This window comes from Streptomyces sp. TLI_185, assembly GCF_003814765.1.
In the GTDB taxonomy this organism is placed as follows: Bacteria; Actinomycetota; Actinomycetes; order Streptomycetales; family Streptomycetaceae; genus Streptomyces.
This window is the reverse complement of the sequence record NZ_RKRB01000001.1, coordinates 10,434,421-10,455,786: the sequence shown is the minus strand read 5'-3', so window position 1 is coordinate 10,455,786 and position 21,366 is coordinate 10,434,421. Positions and strand designations below refer to the sequence as shown.

Below are 21,366 nucleotides of genomic sequence, written 5' to 3'. Positions count from 1 at the left end.
GCGGATGTAGGCAAAACTGGGAACCTACATCCTGTCAGTGCCCCTCGCTGAGCATCTCGGGCATCAGGTCGCCGCGAACGTGTCGGACACGCGGGCGGTGTCGGTAGCGGCCGAACTCGAGCCTCGCCTGGTCCACCTCGATCTCGACCACTACCTCCGGCATGACCGGCAGGAAGCGCACGGGATCGGCGCCGGGCAGTCCGCCGACGGTGCCCGGGAGCTCGCGCATGTCCCCGCCAGCCGCGTGCAGCAGCGGCGCCACGGCCAGGCGCACCTCTTGAGTGAGGGGAAGGCTCACGCCGACTGCCCGCATCTGGCCGCCCTTCAGCCGGCCCAGGACGAGGGCCTGCGTCGCCGGTGTCCTCCCGGTCACCCCGATGATCACGGCCTCGGTGGTGTGCCGCTGACGCCACTTCACCCATCCGGAGGCGAGGTCTGCGGCGTACGGCGCGTCGGTCCGCTTGCCCACAAGGCCTTCCACCCCCGCGAGCGCTCCGACCCATTTGAAGGCCTGCTCGACGTTCTCGGTCGACGGAACCGGGCGCAGGGTTTCCGGGCTGCCGTCGAGCAGGCGCAGCAACTGTGTGCGCCGCTCGGTATACGGGCGGGGCCGCCAGTCTGCGTCGCCGACGGCGAGGACGTCGAACGCGGCGACGTGGACGGTGAAGTCGGCGCCGCGCCGCGGCCCGCGGCGGCCGGCCCGGGTCTGCAGGCGGTCGAAGGCCACGCCGGAGCCGTCGTTGAGGACGGCGACAAGTTCTCCATCGAGGACGGCGTCCGGCAGATCAGCGGCGGCCGCGGCGACGTCGGAGAACTGGCGGGACAGGTTGGTGCCGTGTCGGCTCCACAGGCGTCGGCCAGCGGTATGGATCTGGCATCTCCAGCCGTCCCACTTCGGTTCGAGCGTCCAGCCCTGCGACTCGGGAACGGCAGTGACTGCGCGGGCCAGAGCGGGGCGGGCAGAGCGAAGGGCGGCACCGGCACCTCCTGCGGGACCTACAGCGTAGGTCGGCGCCCCTTCGCACGCTCCCCGGGACCAGCTGGAACAGCACCCGGTAAGACCATCAGCCTGCCCCATTACCGGGCGGGGCATCGGGCTGGGCATCGGCTGCTGTTGGCTTGGCCGCCTGGTCCGTGTTGTCTACTCCTGATGGCCGAGCCTCACGATCATGTTCGGGTGGCGCTGACTGAGTGCCTTCAGGGCGAGCAAGCTCTTGATGCTGGGTTCGCGTTCCTGCAGGTAGGTTCCGGGCTCGACGTCGTTGTCCCATCCCCAGCGCGTGTGGCTGACATCACCGGTCATGAGTACCGGGCCCGCCGCGGTGCGGGCGAGGTAGGAGACGTGTCCGGTGGTGTGCCCGGGGGTGAGGATCGCGAAGAACGAGCCGTCGCCGACAGAGCGCGAGGCCGAACTGGAGGCTGCCCGGGAAGCCAACCGGCAACTGACCAGGGCCCTGAACCAGCGCGAGTGACCAGGCCGTCAGCCCGGCACCACTTCGGGTGTGCGTCCGGTGACGCGGAACGAGAGTGCCCGTAGCTGTCACAACCCTGACGATCGTCAAGGTCCGGTGTTGCCGTTCGGCTCGGGTTCCCGGCTGTTGCCGCTTCTACGTTCGGTCCTCATGGAACGAAAACCGCGAATGAAAGTCCGAGCCGGTCGGCTGCTCGGCACGTTGGCCGTCCTGGGTGTAGGAGCAGGAATTGTCACCTGGCTGTCCCCCGGTGGCCTGGGTGAGGTTGGTGCTGTCGAGGTCACAGGTGGAGCTTCGGCGTCCGCGTACCGGTCGGTGACCGGGGCGGTGGCCGATGCACCGTGGTGGCTGGGCCCCCTCCTGGACATGGCCACCGAGGGCACTCTTGTGATCCTCGGAATGTTGCTGGTCTGGATGTGGTGGACGGCAATCCGCCGCAAAGACACACGGGGGATTGCCGGATCCGTTCTGACCGGTCTGGGCACCGTCGTGGCCTATGCGGTGAGCGAAGCGGTGAAGCTCGTGGTGGACGAGGAGCGCCCTTGCCGTGCGTTACACGCAGGCGTCGCATCTGTCGCGGAATGCCCCGGGGTGGGGGACTGGTCGTTTCCGAGCAACCACGCCACCCTGGCTGCCGGGTTGGCCGTCGGTCTCGCCGTGCTGCGGCCCCGCCTCGCCGCGATCACGCTGCCGCTGGCGGGGGCCGCTGCGCTCCTGCGTGTGCTGGTGGGGGTTCATTACCCGCACGATGTGCTCGCTGGCGCGACGCTCGGCGGCGCTGTCGTGGCTGGCGTGCTGCTCGCGTTCATGCCCCTTGCTCAGTCGATGGCATCACGGCTGGGAAAGTTGAGGCGGAATGATCCCGGCTTCGTGGGCCACGACCGCGGCAGCGGCCCGGTTGTCCACGCCCAGCCTCGCCAGGATGGAACTCACGTGGGCTTTGACCGTTCCCTCGACCACATGGAGCCGCCGGGCGATCTGCCCGTTGGACAGGCCGCTTCCGAGGAAGGCCAGTACCTCTCTTTCCCGGGCGGTGAGGGCGGCGACACGGTCGCGGGCGGTGGAGCGCCGACCGGCCAGGGTGCCCGCGCCCGTCGCGGCGAGGTGCGCGATGACCCGGGCCGCGACTTTCGGTGAGAGGTAGGCGGCGCCTTCGGCCACCGCTCGGACTCCGGTGATCAGTTCCTCGGGCTCGCCAGACTTGATCAGGAAGCCTGCTGCACCACCGCCGAGCGCCTTGAGGATGTAGTCGTCCTCGCCGAAGGTCGTCAGCATGATGATGTTCGTGGTCGGCGCTGTGTTGCGGATTTCCGCGGCGGCGTCGATGCCGTTGATTCCCGGCATCCGGATATCGAGTACGGCCACCTCGGGACGATGGCGCCGGACTAGTTCCACGGCGTCGTGCCCGTCGACGGCCTCGGCGACGACTTCGATATCCGGATCCGTGGCAAGTACGGCGCGCACCCCTGCCCGGATCATCGGCTCGTCATCGGCGATCAGCACCCGGATCATCGAACGCTCACGGGGTGATCGTATCCAGGGACACCAGGGTGTCCTTCCGGAAACAGAGCTGATAGACGTCGCCGGACCGGTCGTCGAACCGGTCGGCCGTCATCGCGTAGTACTCGCACGTTATGCCGTCTCCCGTCGGCTCGGCAGTCAGCGGTCGATAGTTCGTCTGCCGGTCCGGCAGGAAACGCTGCACCTCGGAACGATCTTGCCCCACATGCAGGCGGGAGTAGTCACGTGGGTCCAGGACCGACTGCGACGCCGACAGCATCTCCCATCCCATGAGAGTTCCGCTCAGCAAAGCTCCTGTCACGAGGGGCACCATGACGGCGGCGACCAGGGCCCGGCCGACCCGGCGCCGAGCGCGGCTATGTTCCTGCGGCAACTCGTCACCGCGAGAGGCTGAGGGCGCGAGCGGCGGCGAGGGGGTGTGCGGGATACGCGCGACGACTGCGTAGCCTCCGTCGTTTGGGCCGTGGCCGAATGAACCGCCAGTCAACCGCATACGTTCTTCGAGACCGATAAGGCCACGCCCTCCACTCCCAAGCCGCGGCCGCTGGTCGGCCGGAGACGATGGCGGGCCGTTCTCCACCACGACTTTTGTTTCTGCTGTCGTATGCGTCACGTGGACAGTCGCGGTCGCGCCGGACGCGTGCTTGGCAACGTTGGTCAGAGCTTCCTGCACGACCCGGTGAGCCGCCCGTTTGACCATGGGCGGCACCTTGTCCGCCTCGCCGTCGATGCGCAACTCCACCGTGAGGCCGGCCGCAGAAGCCTCGGAAGTCAAACTCGTGAGGCTGGAGTTGTCGGGGTCCATCGGCGTTGTGTCGGTCTCCTCACGCAGGACACCGATCACCTCGCCGAGACGCTCCACCGCGGCCGCGGCTCTGGCTCGGATGTCCCCTGCGGCCTTTTGGTGGTGTTCTTCAAGGTCCGGCCCGAGTTTGAGTGCGCCGGCCGACAGGGCGATCAGGCTGAGGTCATGTCCGAGTACGTCATGCATGTCCTGGGCGATACGTGCCCGCTCGCGCAGCCGAGCTTGATCAGCGATCAGCTGCTGCTCGCGTTGCAGCTGATCGGCGCGCTCCCACCCGGCCCGGACTAGCTGCTGATACTGGTACCAGAACCGGCCCGCGAACCAGGGCAGCATCGTGGCGGCAACCACCACTGTCACAAAGCGGCCGGCAAGGGGGAGCCAAGCAGGTACGACGGACAAGGCCACCACGCTGGCCGCGAGTATCGCGACCAGGGCGAGCGCTGTCGGCGCTGTCCGTCCCGGCCGTCGTCCTGCCAGGAACGCGGCGATGGCAGTCGGAACGGCCCACCACAGGTTCATCACGCTCAGACCGGCAGCCAACGCGGTAGTCGCTGTAAAAATGGTCCCAGGACCAAGTGCCCGCCGTAAAACGGCAGTTCCGGTCGCAGTCCCAACGTTGATCCTTGTGCTGTTCACAGAGGTGACGGTACGGACATCGGGCGCCGTCCGACCACTGCCGAAAGTCCAATCTGCGCCGGTGACCGGCGAGCACTGGGTGGCGAAGCGTCCCCACCTCGTGCAGGCGACGTGAATCCCTCGTTTCAGCGATCCCGCTACACCTGTTGCAATCACTACATTGTGAGCCGTACCGGCGCTGAGCTGAGCGAACGCTCCTTGTGTACGCCAATGCCACACGGTTAGCCCCAGAGAACCCGCTGTGCCAGTGGTGCGCGGCACCGGTCTTGGAGAAATGGGGACCCGCCGTGCGCTACATCAGCACCCGGGCCTGACCCGAGCCCCGCGTTGTCCGGGCGAGGCGGCCACCCCGCCTCCCCGTCGCGCCCGACGCGAAGTGCCCAGCAGTGCGGCCCCGCCGACGCGCCACACGGGAAGCACACCCGATCCCCGGCTGGGCGCACGAGATGACGCAAGCCGACACCAACGGCGGTCACGGGGCGGCTGAGATACTCCCGCTATGGATCAGTCGAGGGGGAACGGCGGCCAGACGGGGACGCCGTGGTGGTACCGCGTGCCGCCGGTCGCGGTCGTGCTCATCACGTACGCCGCGGCCGGAATCGTGATCTTCACCGTCGTGTCCGAGTCGGCGATCGCGGGCGCGCGTGCCGTCGGTGGGGATGTCCCCGCGCGGGCCCCGCAAGTTCAGCGGAGCGAGGTGGGCCAGTACCGGCCGAAAGCCGGTGCGCCAGATCACCGCGTCCGCGCTGCTCTGGCTGCCGTCGGCCCACGCGACACCGGTAGCGGCGAGCTGGACGACCCGGCCGGCCAGGGGGCAAGGCCGTCCGCCCAATCCGCAACGAGGTCAAGACCCTGGTCGCGGGCCTGATCACCGTGATCGCCCCGGCCAGGCCGGAGGCGACGGCGTAAGCGGGATGACGTCGTCATCGAGGCGCGCAGCGCCCGTCGCCAAAGGGCCCTGCTGGCGTAGGAATACCGCAGCCCTGGAATACGTGCCTGGTACCAGCTATCCAGGTGGATCTCACGAACAACGAAATCCCTTTGTTTCGGTAAGTGGGGGGAGAATTCCGCCGTCCGGTGAAATTCAATTGGTCGGTTGAGTGCCAGGGTCGAAGTCATACAGGTAGAGACCAAGGGCCCCTGCTGCTGCCAAGCCGTCGCCGCTGGGCATCCATTCCAGCGCACGCAGCATCCCATCAGTGCGCATAGCGGTGACCAGATCTCCTGAAAGGCGATCCCAGATCAGCACCGTGTGGTCGCCGCCGCAGGTGGCGATCCATGTGCCGTCCGGAGAGATCGCCACCGCGGTCACCCCGGCGGTATGGCCGTCCAGCGTGGCGATGGTCCGCCCGCTGGCCACGTCCCAAATCCACACCCTGCCGTCGGTGCCGCTGGCGGCGATCCATGTGCCGTCCGGAGAGATCGCCACCGCGGTCACCCCGGCGGTATGGCCGTCCAGCGTGGCGATGGTCCGCCCGCTGGCCACGTCCCAAATCCACACCCTGCCGTCGCGGCCGCCGGCGCAGGTGGCGAGCCACGTGCCGTCCGGAGAGATCGCCACCGCGGTCACCAAGCTCGTGTCGCCGGTCAGGGTGGCGGTGGCCCGTCCGGTGGCAGCGTCCCATATCCGCACCGTGATGCCGGCGCCGGTGGCGATCCATGTGCCATCCGGGGAGATCACCACCGTGCGTACCGGACCGACGTGGCCCGTCAGGTTGGCGGTGGTCCGCCCGCTGGCCACGTCCCAAATCCACACCGTGCCGTCGCCGCCGCAGGTGGCGAGCCACGTGCCGTCCGGAGAGATCGCCACCGCGAGCACCGAGCCGAGGTGGCCGGTCAGGGTGGCCCTGGTTTGCCCACTGCTCGCGTCCCAAACCCGCACCGTGCCGTCGCCGCAGCCAGCAGCGAGCCACATGCCGTCTGCGGAGACTGCCACTGCGCACACCAAACCGGTGTAGCTGCCGGCGGTCATGACAGAGGTGGTCCGCCCGCTGGCCACGTCCCAAATCCGCACCCTGCCGTCGTGGCCGCCGGTGGCGAGCCGGGTACCGTCCGGAGAGATCGCCACCGTGCGTACCGGGCCGACGTGGCCGGTCAGGGTGGCCCTGGTCCGCCCGCTGATCGTGTCCCAAATCCGCACCCTGCCGTCGTCGCCCCCAGCACCCGTGGCGAGCCAGGTACCGTCCGGAGAGATCGCCACCGCGAGCACCGAGCCGACGTCGCCGGTCAGGGTGGCCCTGGTCCGCCCGCTGATCGTGTCCCAAATCCGCACCCTGCCGTCGTCGCCCCCAGCACCCGTGGCGAGCCAGGTACCGTCCGGAGAGATCGCCACCGCGTACACCGGGCCGACGTGGCCGGTCAGGGTGGCCCTGGTCCGCCCGCTGGCCACCTCCCAAATCCGCACCGTGCCGTCGTCGCCCCCAGCACCCGTGGCGAGCCATGTGCCGTCCGGGGAGATCGCCACCACGTACACCGGGCCGACGTGGCCGGTCAGGGTGGCCCTGGTCCGCCCGCTGGCCACCTCCCAAATCCGCACCCTGCCGTCGCGGCCGCCGGTGGCGAGCCAGGTACCGTCCGGAGAGATCGCTACCGCGTCCCACCACGTATTCCAGCGGGCGGTCAATGTGGCCGTGGTCCGCCCGCTGGCCACGTCCCAGATCCGCACTGTGTAACCGTCACCGGCGGCGAGCCAGGTACCGTCCAGGGAGATCGCCAGCGAGTCCACCTCAGAGCGCATGCCGGTGCGGCCGGTCAAGGTGGCGGTGGTCCGTCCGGTGGCAGCGTCCCAGATCCGCACCGTGCCCGCGCTGCCGCCAGTGGCGAGCCAGGTGCCATCAGGGGAGAACGCCACCGCGAGCACCGGACCGTCGTGGGCGTCCAGCACTCGGATCTGCGCGGGGTCTGGCGTGTCAGGCAACGGCCAGCGGTTGTGGAGTGCTGGGTGGGCGGACGGTCTCGCCCCCGCCTGTGAACGCCAGGCGTCATAACCGGCGAGGCGGCTGCGAAGGACGGCACCCAGGGCATGAGCTGGAGTGATCGGTGCAAGAAGATGGGCACTCTGGGTGAAGTCGTTGGCTGCCTGCCGAGCCAGGTTGGAGGCGAGCTGGCTCATATCGGCCAGGGGCGCGGTCGGCCCGCCCTCGATCAGACGATGCTCAATCCACCGCAGGTCGAGTGCGAGGACCTCGGCCTCACGGTCGCGTCCGGCGTCCAGGTGATGAGCCACGAGGTGGTCGGCGAGGTAGCGGTCGGGGTGCTGCCACCACGCGTGCACCGGCCCGCTGCCTCCACCCGGCTGCGGGTCGGCCAGGGGCAGGCCCACGGCAACGGCGTCGACCAGCGCACCATTTATGCGCTGCACGCCCCCATTGCCCAGGCGGCTGCGCAGGAGCTCCCGGATGACGTCGTGCAGGCGCACGCGCCCTCCGTGGGCCGAGTCCAGCTCCAGCAGGGACAAGCCAGCGAGGACGAAGCACAGGTCTCTGGATCGCTCTGGGTGCAGCGACCCGGTCGCCTGCCAGAGCACGATGATGAGATCGATGGGGATGGACTCGTCCTCGGCGAAGATGCCCAGTTCGGTGAAGCGCTCGAATCCGCCGGGCGGCAGCAGCGCGGCGCCTGCCTCGACCGCTGCGGTCACCGCAGTCTGCCGGGCGCGTGGATCATTGAGATCTACTGGGACTGCGGGATCCAACCCGGCCGGCCCGTCGCGGCGCAGTTTTCCTAGGATCTCGGCGGATGCGGCGGGGGCCGTCATCCCGGTGTCGATGCGACGGTGCACGTACTGGTTGCAGATGCGGAGCAGCAGCGGCCAGCGTCCGGTCGCTCGCAGCAGACCGAGCACGGTGTCCTCTGGCAGGTTGTCGGTCAGGCCGAAGGCGAGGACCTGCCGCGCTTGGGCGGCCGACATCTCGTCGACCCTCACCGGGTACGCGCCGCCCGGAAGCAAATCCGGCAGCCGCGTGGTGATCAACCGGCGGCACTTAGCGCCGCCGGCCAGAAACGGCGCGAGCTGCTCGGTGCTCCACACGTCGTCCAGGATCAGGAGGATGGACGGGCGGGCGTCGAGCAGTCGGCCCAAGTGCGCGCCAGCCAGGTCCGGGTCGTCGAAGACCGTGGTGTCTCCGGTGATGAACCGGGTTGCCTCGGCCACCTTGGCGGTGACCTCCGACCGGCTGCGCACGTCTAACCCGAGGGTGACCCGGTAGATCCGCCCACGGAAGCGGCGCTGGACCCGTCGGTCGGCCCAGACCATCTCCGCGAGCGTGGTCTTTCCGAAGCCCCCCGCACCGTGCAGTCCGGCCGTAGCCGTGATTCCGACCGACCGCAACCGCCGTCGGCGGCCCAGCTCAGCCGCCACCTGCCGGACCTGTGCACGGTCGACCACCCACCGCGGTATCTCCGGGGGCGCTGGCGGTGGTGGGTCCTCGGCCGTCGACGAAGACTTGACCTCGTGGAACAGCGTATACAAGGCCAGCAGCAGGGCCAGCGCGAGACCCACGCCCAGGACGATCCACGCGTGCCGTCGAACCTGGTCGAGCGGACCCGGCCACCGGTCCTGACCGGTGGCCGCGTTCTCCGCCAACGACGTCACCGCACTGACCACCGCCATGATCACGGCCGACGCAGCTAGTCCCGGCCACCGACTCCCGGCCACGAGCCCCCCAATACCTCACACACCGTCACAGGAGGCTACTGCCGGGCCGACCCGTCGTACTGACGAACGGAGCGATCCGACACTCCCCCGCAGGGGAATACCGCAGGGGTGGAATACGTACCCGTGGCTCTGTACATGAGTAGCGGCGTCGTTTCGACGAGAGTTAGAGAGTCGCACATCCATGCGGATAGGCGAGGTGCGCAAGAACGGGAGGCACCCGCGCTACGGCCAGCGAATCAGAGGACATGCGGCTCGTGGGACGGCGGAAAAAACGGCCTGTTGTCCCCTGGGGGGATCTGCTTAAGAAACCCGGCAAAGGACCGCAACTGGCAGCAGGCCTTCACTGTTGAGGAAATGTGAACGCACAGCTGCCCCGGCACGGGGCCGAGCGGCGTGGCCTGCGGCTGTGGCCGGTCCGCAGAGTCCTCGTCCTGACCATCGCCGCGGCGCTCGCCACATCTTCCGCGGCATTCATCGCCGGTTGGAAGCTGCTCGGCGTCCAAGGGCTGGCACACGAACAGCACATCGGCTCGCAGACGCTGTTCGACCTTGTGAAGCTGTCCTTCGGAGTGGCCGCCGGCGTCGGCGCCCTGGTCGCCCTGGTCAACGGCTACCGACGCCAGCGTGTCGACGAGGATGGCGCACTGCGCGAGGCCACCCGCCTGCACACCGAGCGTTTCACCACCGCTGTCACTCAGCTCGGCGAGGAATCTGCCGCGGTCCGCCTCGGCGGAGTGCACGCCTTGGCCGGCCTCGCCGACGATGCCCCCACCTCCGGCCTGCGCCAGACTTGCATCGATGTCCTGTGCGCCTACCTCCGTCTGCCCCACAGCGCCGACGCCGACCTGCCGACGGACGATGCGGAGGCCCGGCACGGCTACCTGGCCCTGCGGGAAGTACGGCACACGGTCATCCGCCTTATCCGCGACCACCTCCGCCTGGAACCCGAACACCCGCACTCCTGGCAGGGCCACGACTTCGACCTCACAGCGGTCACATTCGACGGTGGCGACCTCTCGGCGGTGAACCTCTCCGGTGGCACGGTCGACTTCCGTGGCGCGCAGTTCTCCAGCGGTACGGTCGACTTCCGTGGCGCGCAGTTCTCCGGTGGCACGGTCGACTTCAGCTCGGCGCGGTTCTCCGGCGGTACGGTCGACTTCAGCTCGGCGCGGTTCTCCGGCGGTACGGTCGACTTCCGTGGCGCGCAGTTCTCCGGTGGCACGGTCGACTTCCGCCGAACGCGGTTCTCCGGCAGCGAGGTCGACTTCAGCCGGGCGCAGTTCTCCGGCAGCAGGGTCGACTTCAGCGGCACACTCAGCTACGAGGGGGCGAGGTTCCGCAGCGGCGAGGTCAGCTTCAGCGGGGCGGAGTTCTCCGGCGGCACGGTCGACTTCCGCAACGCAGGCGGTGTGGCGCCGATTGGCCTTGTTCCGCCGGGCGGGTCGCATCTGCCGTCCGGGGTGAGCCTGCCGTCTGAGTGGTATCCGTCAAGGGCTTGACGCGACCCACGAGGGTCGCTTCTAGCGTGAGCGGAGCAAGGGAAAACGATCCGGGGGGGGGCAGGGAGCGGCGGCCACACTTGGCTCGCGAGGAAGTCCGCAGTGACTCCCAAACTCATCGACATTGATCATGCGGTGGGCCCCAGAGTGACTCCTGAAGTCGCTACAAACGCCTCCCGTTCTCGCGTACGCAGCCAGTACCCGGTACCAGCAGCCCGCCCCGACCTCTCCCCCGCCGACGTCCTCCGCCTGACGTCACCGCCGCACTGACGGCGACCGGGTGCGGCGGCCCCGCCGACGCACCACACGGGAAGCGCACCCGACCCCGGCTGGGCGCACGAGATGGCGCAGGCCGGCACCGTACGGCGGTCACGGAGCGGCTGAGATACTCCCGCTATGGATCAGTCGAGGGGGAACGGCGGCCAGACGGGGACGCCGTGGTGGTACCGCGTGCCGCCGGTGGCGGTCGTGCTCATCACGTACGCCGCGGCCGGAATCGTGATCTTCACTGTCGTGTCCGAGTCGGCGATCGCCGTGCGCTCCCGCCCCGGCTCGGGGGCCGCGGGGCGGGAGCGCAGCACCAGTGTCTCGCCGCATCGCCGGGTGGGGTGGCATCAGGCGCTGCGGGGCCTGCGTGCCGCCGTCTTCTTCGTGGTCTTCTTCGCCGTCGTCTTCTTGGCCGGCTGCTTCTTCGCCGCCTTCTTGGCGGCGGCCTTCTTCTTCGGCAGTGCGTGGACGTCGGCGCCCTCGCCGCGGGAGGCCTTGGCCTGCTGGACGGACTCGGTCAGGGCGGCCATGAGATCGAGGACCTGGCCCGGCTGCTCGGGCTCCTGGGCTTCAGGGAGCGGCTTCTCTTCCCGCTTCGCCTCGATGATCTTCGCCATGGCTTCGGTGTAGGCATCGGTGGTGAACTCGGGGCCCCCGAGGTCCTCCCGGGTCATGCCGTGGATGAGGGCGAGCGCCCCCTCGATCTCCTCCTCCGTCACCTTCTCGCTGGGCGGGTCGACGGCGGCCGGATCACGGACCTCGTCCGGCCAGCGCATCGCATGCAAGACGATCGCGTCTTCGCGCACCCGTAGCAGGCCCAGGCGTTCCCGGCCCGACCAGGCGTACTTGGCGATCGCCACCTTCGACGACCTGCCCAGGGCCTGACGCAGCAACTTGTACGGCTTCGCCGCCACCTGCCCGTCCGGCACCAGGTAGTAGCCCTCGGCAATGCGGATCGGATCGATCGACTCCAGTGGCACGAAGGCCTGGATCTCGATGGCCTTCGCCGTCGGCAGCGGCAGCTCCCGCAGCTCCGCATCCGAGATCGCCACCACCTCGTCCTTGGCGTACTCGTAGCCCTCGACGATCTCCGACTGGGAGACCTCCCGGTCCTCCAGCTCGCACACCTTCCGCACCCGCACCCGGCCCATGTCCTCCAGGTGGTACTGGTGGAACTGGATCGAGTGGTTCTCGGTAGCGGACGCACCATGGATAGGTACCGTGACCTTATCTGAACCAAGGCTGCGGGGTGCGGCTGGTTCCGAATGTCATGCCGCGCTCGCCAATGCCCATGCCTCGGTCGTATCCCTCCTCGCCTTGGTGGGCACCTTTGTCTGGATCAACTACCGAGGACGGATCGCTACTCGGAGGATCCATGCTCACATCCCAGACCCCGGCATCTGAGCGGCGAGATGACGTTGCAACTCGACGTGCCTGAATTGGTATACCGCCCCCGACTGCCGTAGCACGCCTCGCTGCTCATGGGCGTCTTTGAGGAAAGCCATCAGCCGGAACGGCAATTCGCCACGCATTGCGAGATAAATCCGAGCCAACTCGAATTGCAGTGAGGCTGACTCCTCAAGCGCAAAGGCCAGTCCCATCAACACTCCGAAGCTAATCCCAAATGCCACTCCGGAAGCTCCGGTAGCGAGCACTATTCCGAAGAGGGGCGCTAGGGCGATCCCGAATTTAAGCATCGTCACACGACGGTCGGATGACAACAAGGTTGCTGGCCCTACAAGTGACGACAGATCCGGTGTCAAAGGAGTAAGCCCGGCCACGCATCCAAGGGGAATCCCGAGCACTAGGCCAATAACTGCCCCGAACCGCAGCCATGTCCCGATACCCTCCATTATACCCGCAAGCCCTAGTGTGAACCCGAAAAAAATCCCACCCGCGAGTCCCTCAAAGAACCGTGCGGGCGACCAGCTCAACCGAAATCCCGGGATAACCCGCGATGCTTGATGACGCGAATCCGAGGGCAAGCGAGAGAATGCGATGACGGCTGGAATTCCGACAGTCAGCCCACCCTCAAATCCGTAATCAATTCCAGTTGCCAATCCGAGTACAGATCCAAGAAGGAAGCCGGATACGATTCGGAAATATCTGCGATGAGAGGATACGGAGACGGCGTATGGAAGGTCCCACCATGCAAGGTCCGTGGCACCATGCCGGTTGGCTTCCAAATGCACTGCCAAGAAGGCCAGTATGCGACGGGCTTCTGGGGGGGACCACGCTGGCGGGTCGGGCTGGTCGTGAGTGTAGGCGGCAGGGATAAAGGCTCGGAAGAGGTGTGTGACGACAGCCGATCGGTCAGGCAAAGTAGCGACATCGCACAATTCGCGCGGATGGGGCGTCGACATTGATCCACCGCGTCCGCCGGCCCTGGGGTTGTAAATACTACGAGCCAGGAACAGACCCAACGGGGTGGAGAGTGCTTGTGCAACCGGGCTTGCTGTGCCAAGACGCGAGACGACAGCGTCCCATCGATGGGCCGCGGAAGTATGCCGGCCCCCGGCATCCCGCTGTAGGTAGTACGCGGCCTCCTGGGCATCAACGGGAAGCAGATGAATGGCAGCTGCCCCGTTGAGGCGGACGGTCGAATCCGGCCGGTTGAGGGCTATACGGTAGGGGCCGGTGCGACTGGCAAGTACCAAGTGTTGCGTAGCGGGCAGACGGTTCAACTTATCGAGAGCGGCGGCATGTCGAGAAGGGGGCAACTCATCGAAACCGTCAAACAGAGGCAGGATGAGACCCGCATTGACTAGATAGGTCGCCATATCGCCGAACCCATTACCAACTGCCTCTGTGAGAGCGATGGACGATGGAGTTTTCGATCTGAGGCCCGGATGGGTGCGACGCAGATGTTCAGCCATCCAGACTCTCATTGGCTGATCCGGGTTCCAAGAGGCCATAGAGAAGATCACGGGCACAGGGCCTCCGTCCGGTCGACGCGCGATGAGATCTTGTAATAGCCGGATCATCAGCACGCTCTTGCCGGCGCCTGGTTCTCCGAGAATCACCAGGCGTCGTGTCGGAATCTTCGTCCAGAAAACATTGCCGATTTCTACATCCCGCCCTGCAATGTAAGCGGCGTCCGAGGGCCAAAGCGCGGGATCCCCGGGAGGGCCACCGGGCCACGTTCGGGCCATGTCCACCAAGAGCGGCCACTCTTCTGCCAAACTCGTGTCGGCGGCCCGCCAGGAAACCGGAAGAGGGTAAGGATCGTTTACCCTGTGGATTTCTGCTTCGCAATCCCATTGAGTTCTCACAGCCTGGGCAAGAGCGTTCACTATCTCGCTGATATTTACAGGATCAGCCTCATTCCGGTCGGCGCGATATGCCGCCCAGGCCAGATATGAAGGAGCGAGGCCGAGTACCACTGACACAGCCGTGGCCGAAACTCCTAGATCAAACTCTCGAGCAAGCCCCAGTGCTGCTACCAGGCCTCCCAGCAGTAGCAACAGGTAGATCTGGCCTGCACGTTGCGGCCCCCGGCCGCGACCCCCGTGTCTCACAGTTGGACATGATGGCGTATGTCCGGCCCTGCACGGGTGCGATTCACGCAGGCTGATAGTTCAATCAATCTACATCTGCCTCAAGCACGGCGGGGAAGCTAGCAGACAGGGCCTTTGACCAGCGAATATTCCTTGCTTAGTACTCCAGTCAGAAATCATGTCCTGAGCTGGTTCTTCTTCGGTAGTGGCAGCGGCGGGCAATGGCTTGGTGGTGTCTGCGCCAGTGGGACCAATTCAGTGCGTGCAGTTGTCGGTCCTGGTGGGGTCTGGGGTGCGGCAGGAGAGTGTCCAGTAGGCGCCGGATCTCTGCCACGGTGAGGGGGATGAGGTTGGTGGTGTCGTTTCTGCTGCCCCCCTTGCGGTGTCCAGGGCCCGGGCTGCGAGGACAGCAAGGAAGGCGTGGGCGAGCATGGCCAAGGTGATGTGGCGATACCAGCCCAGGTAGCGTCGGACCTCGTATTCGTCCAGGCCACATTGGTTCTTCGCGGCCTGGAAGCACTCTTCGATGGCCCAGCGTGAGCCGGCAACGCGAGCCAGTTCGGCGATCTCGACGCCGACGGGTGCGTATGCGAGGTAGTAGGCGAGCTCGCTGGGATCGGACAGGCTGCGTCGGGCCATCACCCAGCGGTGATGGGTGGGTGGGTCCGGGTCGAAGATGATGTTGGCGGGCAGTTTGGCCGCGGCCCAGTCGTAGACTCGCGGGCCCTTGGCTCCGTCGCCGCAGGAGAGGGTTTGCCAGGCGTCGGCGGGTGCTTCCTCGATGAGCTGGTCGATGCGCCAGAAGCCCGCCAGGGACTTGATCTGCTGGGACTTCGGCACCGCCACGACATGGCCGACGTCTAGTTGTTCGAGCAGGCGGCGGAAGGACCAGTCCTGTCCGTAGGCTTCATCGGCAGTCACCCAGGCGGCGGGCAGACCCGCGGCGATGCAGCGGCGGACCAGGCCCTTGGCCAGCTCGCCCTTGGTCGCGAAGGTGCGCTCGTCGGGGATCTTCGCTTCCCGGCACCGCTCTTGATCCTTGGTCCAGGACTTGGGCAGGTATAGCTCGCGGTCGACGAGGGCTCTGCCATGGCCGGTGGCGTAGGCCGCGAAGACACCGATCTGGCAGTTGTCGATCTTTCCGGACGTGCCGGTGTACTGCCGCGACACCCCGGCCGACGTGGTGCCCTTCTTGATGAACCCGGTGTCATCGATGATCAGCACGCCGTTCGGGCCGAGCTGTTGTCCGACGTATTCGCGCAGGTCGTCTCGAACGGCATCGGCGTCCCAGCGGGCACCGTTGAGCAGGTGCTGCAGCCCAGCAGGGTCACGATGTCCGGCACACTCGGCCAGTTGCCAGCCGTTCTTGCGGCCCACCGGCGCCAGCAGGCCGCGGACGTAGTCCCGCATCCGCCACCGCAGATCCGCACGACCGAACCGGCCCGCCACCCGAGCGAAGACGGACTCCAACTCCTCAGCCCAGCCCTCGACTTCAGTAATCCCCTCCACGACCGGACAACGAGAAGAGCCAGCTCAGGACACGATTTCTGACTGGAGTACTAAGAGCTCTACGGACGTCTCCACCCTCACGCTTTGGGCATGCCCAATTCTGTAGTTCCGGGAGCCTGATGGTGCTTCGGGGCGTTCAACTCGGGCGCGGGACGCCCAGCATCTGCACGAGCTGGGCGAGTTCCTCCTCGAAGAGCTTCTCCGGGCTGGTGGTCTGGGTGTGCATGTGGCCGTAGACCTCCAGTGACACCAAGCCGTGCAGGTGACCCCAGATACGCAGGGCCAGGGCGACGGCTGCGGGCGGCAAGTCGGGGAATGCGGGCCGCACCTTGTCGAGGAGCCCCGGGTCGAAGTCGGACCAGCCGAAGGCGCTGTCCTCGTAGAGATGCTGGGTGTGCGGCCATGCGGCTGCCGCGAGGGCGGTGAGTCCGGTACAGACCCGGCGTGCGGCATCTGGGGCGGGGCCGCCTTCGGGGGCGTGGTAGCCGGGGACGGGGTCGCCGTAGATGAGCCGGAAGCCCTGGGGGTTCACCACGGCCCAGGTCCGGAAAGCGGTGGCCCATGCTGTGATGCGGATGGCGGGATCCGTGGCGGGGGTGGCCTCCCAGGCGGCGTCCACGGCGTCGGCCAGGGCGGTGTACACGTCGTTGATGAGCGTGGTGACCAGGTCGTCCCGGGTCGCGAAGTAGCCATAGATCGCGTTGGCGGTCATGCCCATCTCGCGGGCGATGGCCCGCAGTGTGATGGCGTCCGGGCCGCCCGAGGCCATCAAGGCGAGGGCCACCTTCTTGATTTCGGCCGTGGTCTCGGCCCGTAGCCGCTCGCGTCTTCCCTTGCTTCCCGTGACTGTCACAACAGGAACTCTACAGCGTCAATTTACTTCACGGCGTATAGTTTCTTCACGGCGTCACCTCTGGTGGCGTCCCACGTCTGCATGCACAGGGGAGAACCATGCACATCGGAGTCATCGGAGCCACGGGCACCATCGGCGGCAGGGTCGTCGCCGAGGCCCTCGAACGGGGCCACCACGTCAAGGCGTTCAGCCGTGACGCTGCTCAGGCGCAACACGAGGAGCGTCGGGACAACATCACCTGGACGAGCGTCGACGTCCTGGACCCGAACAGCGTCGCCGGCGCCCTGTCCGGACTCGACGTCCTGATCAGCGGATTCCAGCCGGGCAACGCGGCCAAGGACTTCGCGGACACCGTCCGGCGCTCGATCGCCGACCCCACCGTCTACGCCACGGCGGCACGGGCCCTGCTGAAGGCTCTGGAGAGCCACCCACGGACCCGGCTCATCGTGATCGGCGGGGCCGGAAGCCTCGAAGTCGAACCGGGCGTGGTGCGCGCAGACTCCGACGAGCTGCTCCATGCCGCCCTCGACGAGCTTGGACTACCCCGCGAATACGGCGCAGCGGTACGTGGTCACCGCGACGCCCTGAACGTCCTGCGAACCTCGAACCGGCTGTGGACCTACTTCAGCCCCGCAGAAGAGATCGGTCCCGGCGAGCGCACCGGTCGCTTCAGGATCGGCGGAGACCAGCCGGTCCTGGACGCTGACGGCCGCAGCCGCATCTCGGTGGAGGACGCGGCCGTCGCCTTGATCGACGAGGCGGAGCTGCCTCGCTTCGTCCAGCGCCGCTTCACCATCGGCTACTGACAGCCGCAGCCCACATCCCCGTGGGGGAGGTCATGACCTCCCCCACGGGCAAGGGCGACGTCCATCTGAGTCAACCCGGCCTCCGGGAATCTTGAACCCCTTCTTTGAAGCCGTGTCGGCCCCTACGCTCCTGGAGTGAGTTTCGAAGGCCGCGACTCAGCCGTCCGTACCAGCCGGGGGTGCTTTGTGGCCGCCCCCGTCGGGGATGCGGCCGAGTTTCTTGACGTCGATGTGGAGCAGTTCGCCGGGGCGGGCGCGTTCGTAGCGGCGTATCGGTTCGCCGGTGGCCCGGTCGGTGGCGGCCAGGGCGGGCAGGCCGTGACGGTGCAGGATGCGGTGGGCGGTGGAGGCGGCGATGTTGCATCGGGCGGCCAGTCGCACCGGTCCGATGCGGTGTTCGCGGCGCAGGCGCACGACCTGCTCCTCGATGGCGGCCGGGGTGCGGCCGGGCTGGTGGTGCGGGCGGCTGGAGCGGTCGTGCTTGGCGTCGGCCCCGTGTCGGCGGTAGCGGCTGGCCCATCGGGCGGCGGTGGTGTGGCTGACCTGGAAGCGTTCCGCGGCCGCCGCAGCGGCCAGCCGTCCTCGACGACACACCGGGCCAGACGCAGCCTGCCGGTCGGTGTCAGTGGGGCGTTACGGTGGAACAACGAGGGCCTCCTGACGGTCGGTGCAGACTTCGCAATCCACACCAAACCCAGAGGCCCTCGCCCCGTTCAAGGACACCTCGTTGTGAGGTCAGCGGGGCGGGCCAGCTGGAGCAAGGTACTCTCGCACGGCGGCTGTCGCTGGTTCGGGGGCTCTGCAGAGGTTCCCAGAGCGACCCCTGTCCGTCAGCTGACGGCCGCTCGGGCGCAACCTTCCGGTGTTTTGGCGTGTCCACGTAGTGTGCTGACACTACGCAGAACGTATCGGACAGCGGTGGCCGCCGCTTTCGCGACTGCCGCCCTGGCGTTCGCATCCCCGGCAGCGCACGCCGCCGGAACGACGCTCGTCCTGGACGCCCAGGAGAACTACTACCTCCCCACCGAGGGCGAGGGCCCGATCCTGGACCTCGGCATCACCGCCTCGGGCGGGGACGCCCATGACGTCTCGGTCGCGGTCGACGCGTCGTCCCTCGCCGGGAAGGCCACGATGGTGGTCACGGGGGACTGCGTGAGCACCGGCACCCTGAAGGTGAGGTGCGACGTGGGCCCGCTGTCGGGCAAAGAGTCGATCGACCCGTTCTTCCTGAAGCCCACCGTGGCCGCCAAGGCGGGCGACACCGGTGCCATCACCTACACCGCCACCGCCTCCGACGCGGCTACCGTGACGGGGAAGACGGACGTCCTGGTCGGCGGGCCGAAGCTCGTGAGCCGGCCCTACCCGGCGCTGAAGGGCATCGCGCCCGGCGCCGTCTTCAAGCGCACCCCGGCCTTCGCCAACACCGGCACAGCCCCCGCCGACAAGGGCGTCATGCTGCTGGTGCAGGACTCAGACGGCGTCTCTCTCGCCCGTGACCACTCCAACTGCCACTACTCGGACGGGCCCGACGCCGGCGCCTGGTGCCGATTCAACACCCCGGTCGCGCCCGGCGCGGCCTACAAGACGGACGCGCCGCTGCGCTACACCGCCTCCAAGGACACGATGTACGGCTACAACACCTACGTCGTGTGGCCGGTCGGCGGCACCGCGCCCGACTCCTTCGACCCGTCCAACTTCCCCGAGACCGGCACCGGCGCGCCGCTCGGCCTGAAATCCGTCGCCGCTGGCTCGGGATTCACCGGCTCCGGGTACGGCACCTTTGCCACCACCCAGCGCGCCGACTACCAGGCGCTCGGTGACACGGTCGAGGGCAAGGTCGGCGAGACGGTGAGCATCACCGTGGGCGTGCGGAACAACGGGCCGGGCCGGATGGGCTTCCGGTGGATGGACGCCGACAACTCCGGCACGTTCGTGGTGACCCCGCCCGCCGGCACCACCATCACCGGCGTCCCCGGCCCAGGCGAGCAGGGCGACCCCGGGCCGCTGTGGAACTGCACACCGGGCAAAGCCGGCGCGAAGAGCTACACCTGCGACATCGGCAGCACCGACTTCCGGCCGGGCGACGCGGTGACCCAGGAGTTCACGGTGCGGATCGACCGGGTCGTCCCCGGCGCGCGGGGCAGCGTGCGGGCGGTGGAGAACCCCGAGTACCCCAATCGTGACGACGACGTGGCGAACGACACCGCGGCGATCGCGGTGAAGGCCACCGGCTCGGCGACGTCCAGTCCGTCGCCCAGCGCCTCCGCGTCCCCGTCGGCCGCTGCGAGCCCATCCGTCTCCGGGGCGGGAAGCGGGAGCGGGACGACGACTGGCGGCGGGCTCGCCGCCACAGGCGCGGACGGAGTCCTGCTGCGGGCGGGCACCGCCGTCCTGCTGGTGATGGGCGGCGCGCTGGTGTTCCTGGCGGCGCGGAGATCGCGGGCGCAGGGCGGCCGCTGAGAAGCTGTGTCACATCATCTTTTCGCAGGTCACAGGGCGTGAAGGGTGGTAGTGATCCCGCTTGCCGTTCGGTTGGGCGTCGATGGTCGCCGTTCCGAACGGCAGCAGCAGCGCGCTGATCTTCAGGCGGCTGCGAGGGTGGTCGGCAATGCCTCGGTCTGGCGGCGCGGCGGGGCGGGCCGGTCGGCGGGACATGAGGGTGATGAAGGCCCAATGGATGCGGGCTTCGGCGTGGGCCCCCACGAGCCCGGCGCGGCATTCTTCATGCCGTCAACTCGCCGCGAACATCCGTCACCTGGCGCACTCCGGCCGCCTGCCAGATCGCACACTACGGCGCGTGGAACGGTTGCGGCCCGATGTAACACGCGGTCTCACACCCCGCTCTTTTCCTTGTGCCGCCGGTGCCATGCACGTCTGCGGCAGCGGGAGAGCAGTACCGTGCCGAGGCAGTATGTTCCAGCCCGACCGTCCAACCCGTGCCGCACTCCACACAGTTCGCCGTCCGGGCGGCCTGGACCGCCTCGGGCCATGCTCTCGTGCGCCGCATCCGGCGCCAGTGCCGCGAGCGGCAGGCCCACGAACAGAACACCGCCGCCGCCTTCACCGCCGGCATCAGCGGACCGCCGCACCCACGGCAGAACAGGGGGCCTGGTGTCATCGTCCGCGGCTACGACCAGCCGTAGCCGGAGCACGTCCGTTCCCATGCCGCCACCGTACGAAGCGAGGGAAGCCGTTGCGGCACTCGTGACGCGGTGCCGGGGAAGCAGCGTCAAATGCTGTGCCAGGCCGATTCGGACCGCGGAGGATGGTCGAATGACGATCACTTCCCAGGGCCGCTCCTTCGACAAGGCCGCCGCCAGCTATGCTGCGAACCGTCCTGCGTATCCGACCGCCCTGCTCGATGCGGTCGAGGAACTCGCCGACCGCCGCTTAAAGGGCGCCCGTGTCGCGGACATCGGCGCTGGCACGGGACTGGCGACCCGCCCTCCTCCACGCCCGCGGTGCCCGAGTCATCGCGGTCGAGCCCGGCCCCGCAGGCCTCCCAGTTCCGCCTCACGCTGCCCGGCGTCCCCGTCGTGCTCGGTGACGGCAACAACCTGCCACTGGCTTCAAAGTCCATCGACGTCCTCACCTATGCCCAGGCCTGGCACTGGACCGACCCGCACAAGTCCGTACCGGAAGCTCTCCGCGTACTGCACCCCGGCGGCGCACTCGCCCTGTGGTGGAACGACTCGGACAGCGCTGTCGGTTTTTGCCAGCCGAGCAGCACCTGTGCGAGCCTTCTGCCACTCCTCGGAAAGGGCTGACCCTGATGCTCGGCATGGTTGTCTGGGACGTCCGCTCTCGCGCTTCGACGCGAGAGCGGTAACGGCCACCTGCCTGA

At 67.8% G+C, this 21,366-nt stretch carries 14 protein-coding genes and 6 pseudogenes; 7 read left to right on the top strand and 13 right to left on the bottom strand.

Annotated elements, in window-relative coordinates; all coding sequences use genetic code 11:
• Positions 1–34: 34 nt before the first annotated feature.
• Together EDD92_RS48135 and EDD92_RS48130 are read right to left on the bottom strand one after the other, a co-directional pair.
• Positions 35–1,078: an ATP-dependent DNA ligase gene (locus EDD92_RS48135; protein ID WP_260327397.1), complete on the bottom strand. Its 1,044-nt coding sequence runs from the start codon at positions 1,076–1,078 to the stop codon at positions 35–37.
• A 63-nt stretch (positions 1,079–1,141) separates the two neighbouring features.
• Complete coding sequence (locus EDD92_RS48130) at positions 1,142–1,435, bottom strand: hypothetical protein (protein ID WP_185124372.1); 294 nt, start codon at positions 1,433–1,435, stop codon at positions 1,142–1,144.
• Positions 1,436–1,622: 187 nt separating this feature from the next.
• On the opposite strand from EDD92_RS48130, the pseudogene EDD92_RS52270 reads away from it, so the two are divergent.
• Positions 1,623–2,264: pseudogene (locus tag EDD92_RS52270) on the top strand (phosphatase PAP2 family protein); the annotation flags it as partial.
• A 39-nt stretch (positions 2,265–2,303) separates the two neighbouring features.
• Here EDD92_RS52270 and EDD92_RS50625 read toward each other — a convergent pair.
• The 3 genes and pseudogenes from EDD92_RS50625 to EDD92_RS51920 all read right to left on the bottom strand — a co-directional run.
• Positions 2,304–2,984, bottom strand: a complete 681-nt coding sequence (locus EDD92_RS50625) for a response regulator transcription factor (protein ID WP_123970139.1) — start codon at positions 2,982–2,984, stop codon at positions 2,304–2,306.
• A 7-nt stretch (positions 2,985–2,991) separates the two neighbouring features.
• Entirely contained in the window at positions 2,992–4,317 is a 1,326-nt protein-coding gene (locus EDD92_RS48115) for a sensor histidine kinase (protein ID WP_260327396.1), read from the bottom strand.
• 754 nt (positions 4,318–5,071) lie between these two features.
• Positions 5,072–5,227, bottom strand: a pseudogene (locus tag EDD92_RS51920) (pyridine nucleotide-disulfide oxidoreductase); the annotation flags it as partial.
• Positions 5,228–5,230: 3 nt separating this feature from the next.
• Between EDD92_RS51920 and EDD92_RS52265 the strand changes: the two are divergent.
• A pseudogene (locus EDD92_RS52265) lies at positions 5,231–5,343 on the top strand (phosphotyrosine protein phosphatase); the annotation flags it as partial.
• 175 nt (positions 5,344–5,518) lie between these two features.
• Here EDD92_RS52265 and EDD92_RS48100 read toward each other — a convergent pair.
• Positions 5,519–9,046 (bottom strand): NB-ARC domain-containing protein, encoded by a 3,528-nt coding sequence (locus EDD92_RS48100; protein WP_123970138.1) that lies wholly within the window; start codon positions 9,044–9,046, stop codon positions 5,519–5,521.
• 401 nt (positions 9,047–9,447) lie between these two features.
• On the opposite strand from EDD92_RS48100, the gene EDD92_RS48095 reads away from it, so the two are divergent.
• Positions 9,448–10,590, top strand: coding sequence for a pentapeptide repeat-containing protein (locus EDD92_RS48095; protein WP_123970137.1), 1,143 nt, complete (start codon positions 9,448–9,450; stop codon positions 10,588–10,590).
• 401 nt (positions 10,591–10,991) lie between these two features.
• Here the strand turns inward: EDD92_RS48095 and EDD92_RS48090 are convergent, their stop codons facing one another.
• The 5 genes and pseudogenes from EDD92_RS48090 to EDD92_RS48070 all read right to left on the bottom strand — a co-directional run bounded on the left by EDD92_RS48090 (position 10,992) and on the right by EDD92_RS48070 (position 16,716).
• On the bottom strand, positions 10,992–11,171 hold the full coding sequence (locus EDD92_RS48090) for a hypothetical protein (protein ID WP_123970136.1): 180 nt from the start codon (positions 11,169–11,171) through the stop codon (positions 10,992–10,994).
• 33 nt (positions 11,172–11,204) lie between these two features.
• Positions 11,205–12,083, bottom strand: a pseudogene (locus tag EDD92_RS48085) (Ku protein); the annotation flags it as partial.
• A 153-nt stretch (positions 12,084–12,236) separates the two neighbouring features.
• Positions 12,237–14,009, bottom strand: a complete 1,773-nt coding sequence (locus EDD92_RS52655; protein WP_399185568.1) for an NACHT domain-containing protein — start codon at positions 14,007–14,009, stop codon at positions 12,237–12,239.
• Between the two features lie 600 nt (positions 14,010–14,609).
• Entirely contained in the window at positions 14,610–15,854 is a 1,245-nt protein-coding gene (locus tag EDD92_RS48075; RefSeq protein WP_123970886.1) for an IS701 family transposase, read from the bottom strand.
• 145 nt (positions 15,855–15,999) lie between these two features.
• Positions 16,000–16,716: a TetR/AcrR family transcriptional regulator gene (locus tag EDD92_RS48070; protein WP_123970133.1), complete on the bottom strand. Its 717-nt coding sequence runs from the start codon at positions 16,714–16,716 to the stop codon at positions 16,000–16,002.
• A 98-nt stretch (positions 16,717–16,814) separates the two neighbouring features.
• Between EDD92_RS48070 and EDD92_RS48065 the strand changes: the two genes are divergently transcribed.
• On the top strand, positions 16,815–17,522 hold the full coding sequence (locus EDD92_RS48065) for an NAD(P)-dependent oxidoreductase (protein WP_123970132.1): 708 nt from the start codon (positions 16,815–16,817) through the stop codon (positions 17,520–17,522).
• A 183-nt stretch (positions 17,523–17,705) separates the two neighbouring features.
• Here the strand turns inward: EDD92_RS48065 and EDD92_RS48060 are convergent.
• Positions 17,706–18,169, bottom strand: a pseudogene (locus EDD92_RS48060) (leucine zipper domain-containing protein); the annotation flags it as partial.
• Between the two features lie 271 nt (positions 18,170–18,440).
• On the opposite strand from EDD92_RS48060, the gene EDD92_RS48055 reads away from it, so the two are divergent.
• Positions 18,441–19,982: a hypothetical protein gene (locus EDD92_RS48055; protein ID WP_260327252.1), complete on the top strand. Its 1,542-nt coding sequence runs from the start codon at positions 18,441–18,443 to the stop codon at positions 19,980–19,982.
• 9 nt (positions 19,983–19,991) lie between these two features.
• On the opposite strand, the gene EDD92_RS48050 is transcribed toward EDD92_RS48055, so the two are convergent.
• The gene (locus EDD92_RS48050) at positions 19,992–20,225 is read right to left on the bottom strand and encodes a hypothetical protein (RefSeq protein WP_123970130.1); all 234 of its coding nucleotides are present in this window, start codon (positions 20,223–20,225) and stop codon (positions 19,992–19,994) included.
• A 233-nt stretch (positions 20,226–20,458) separates the two neighbouring features.
• On the opposite strand from EDD92_RS48050, the gene EDD92_RS48045 reads away from it, so the two are divergent.
• On the top strand, positions 20,459–20,665 hold the full coding sequence (locus EDD92_RS48045; protein WP_123970129.1) for a hypothetical protein: 207 nt from the start codon (positions 20,459–20,461) through the stop codon (positions 20,663–20,665).
• A 130-nt stretch (positions 20,666–20,795) separates the two neighbouring features.
• Positions 20,796–21,229, top strand: a pseudogene (locus tag EDD92_RS48040) (class I SAM-dependent methyltransferase); the annotation flags it as partial.
• Between the last annotated feature and the right edge of the window lie 137 nt (positions 21,230–21,366).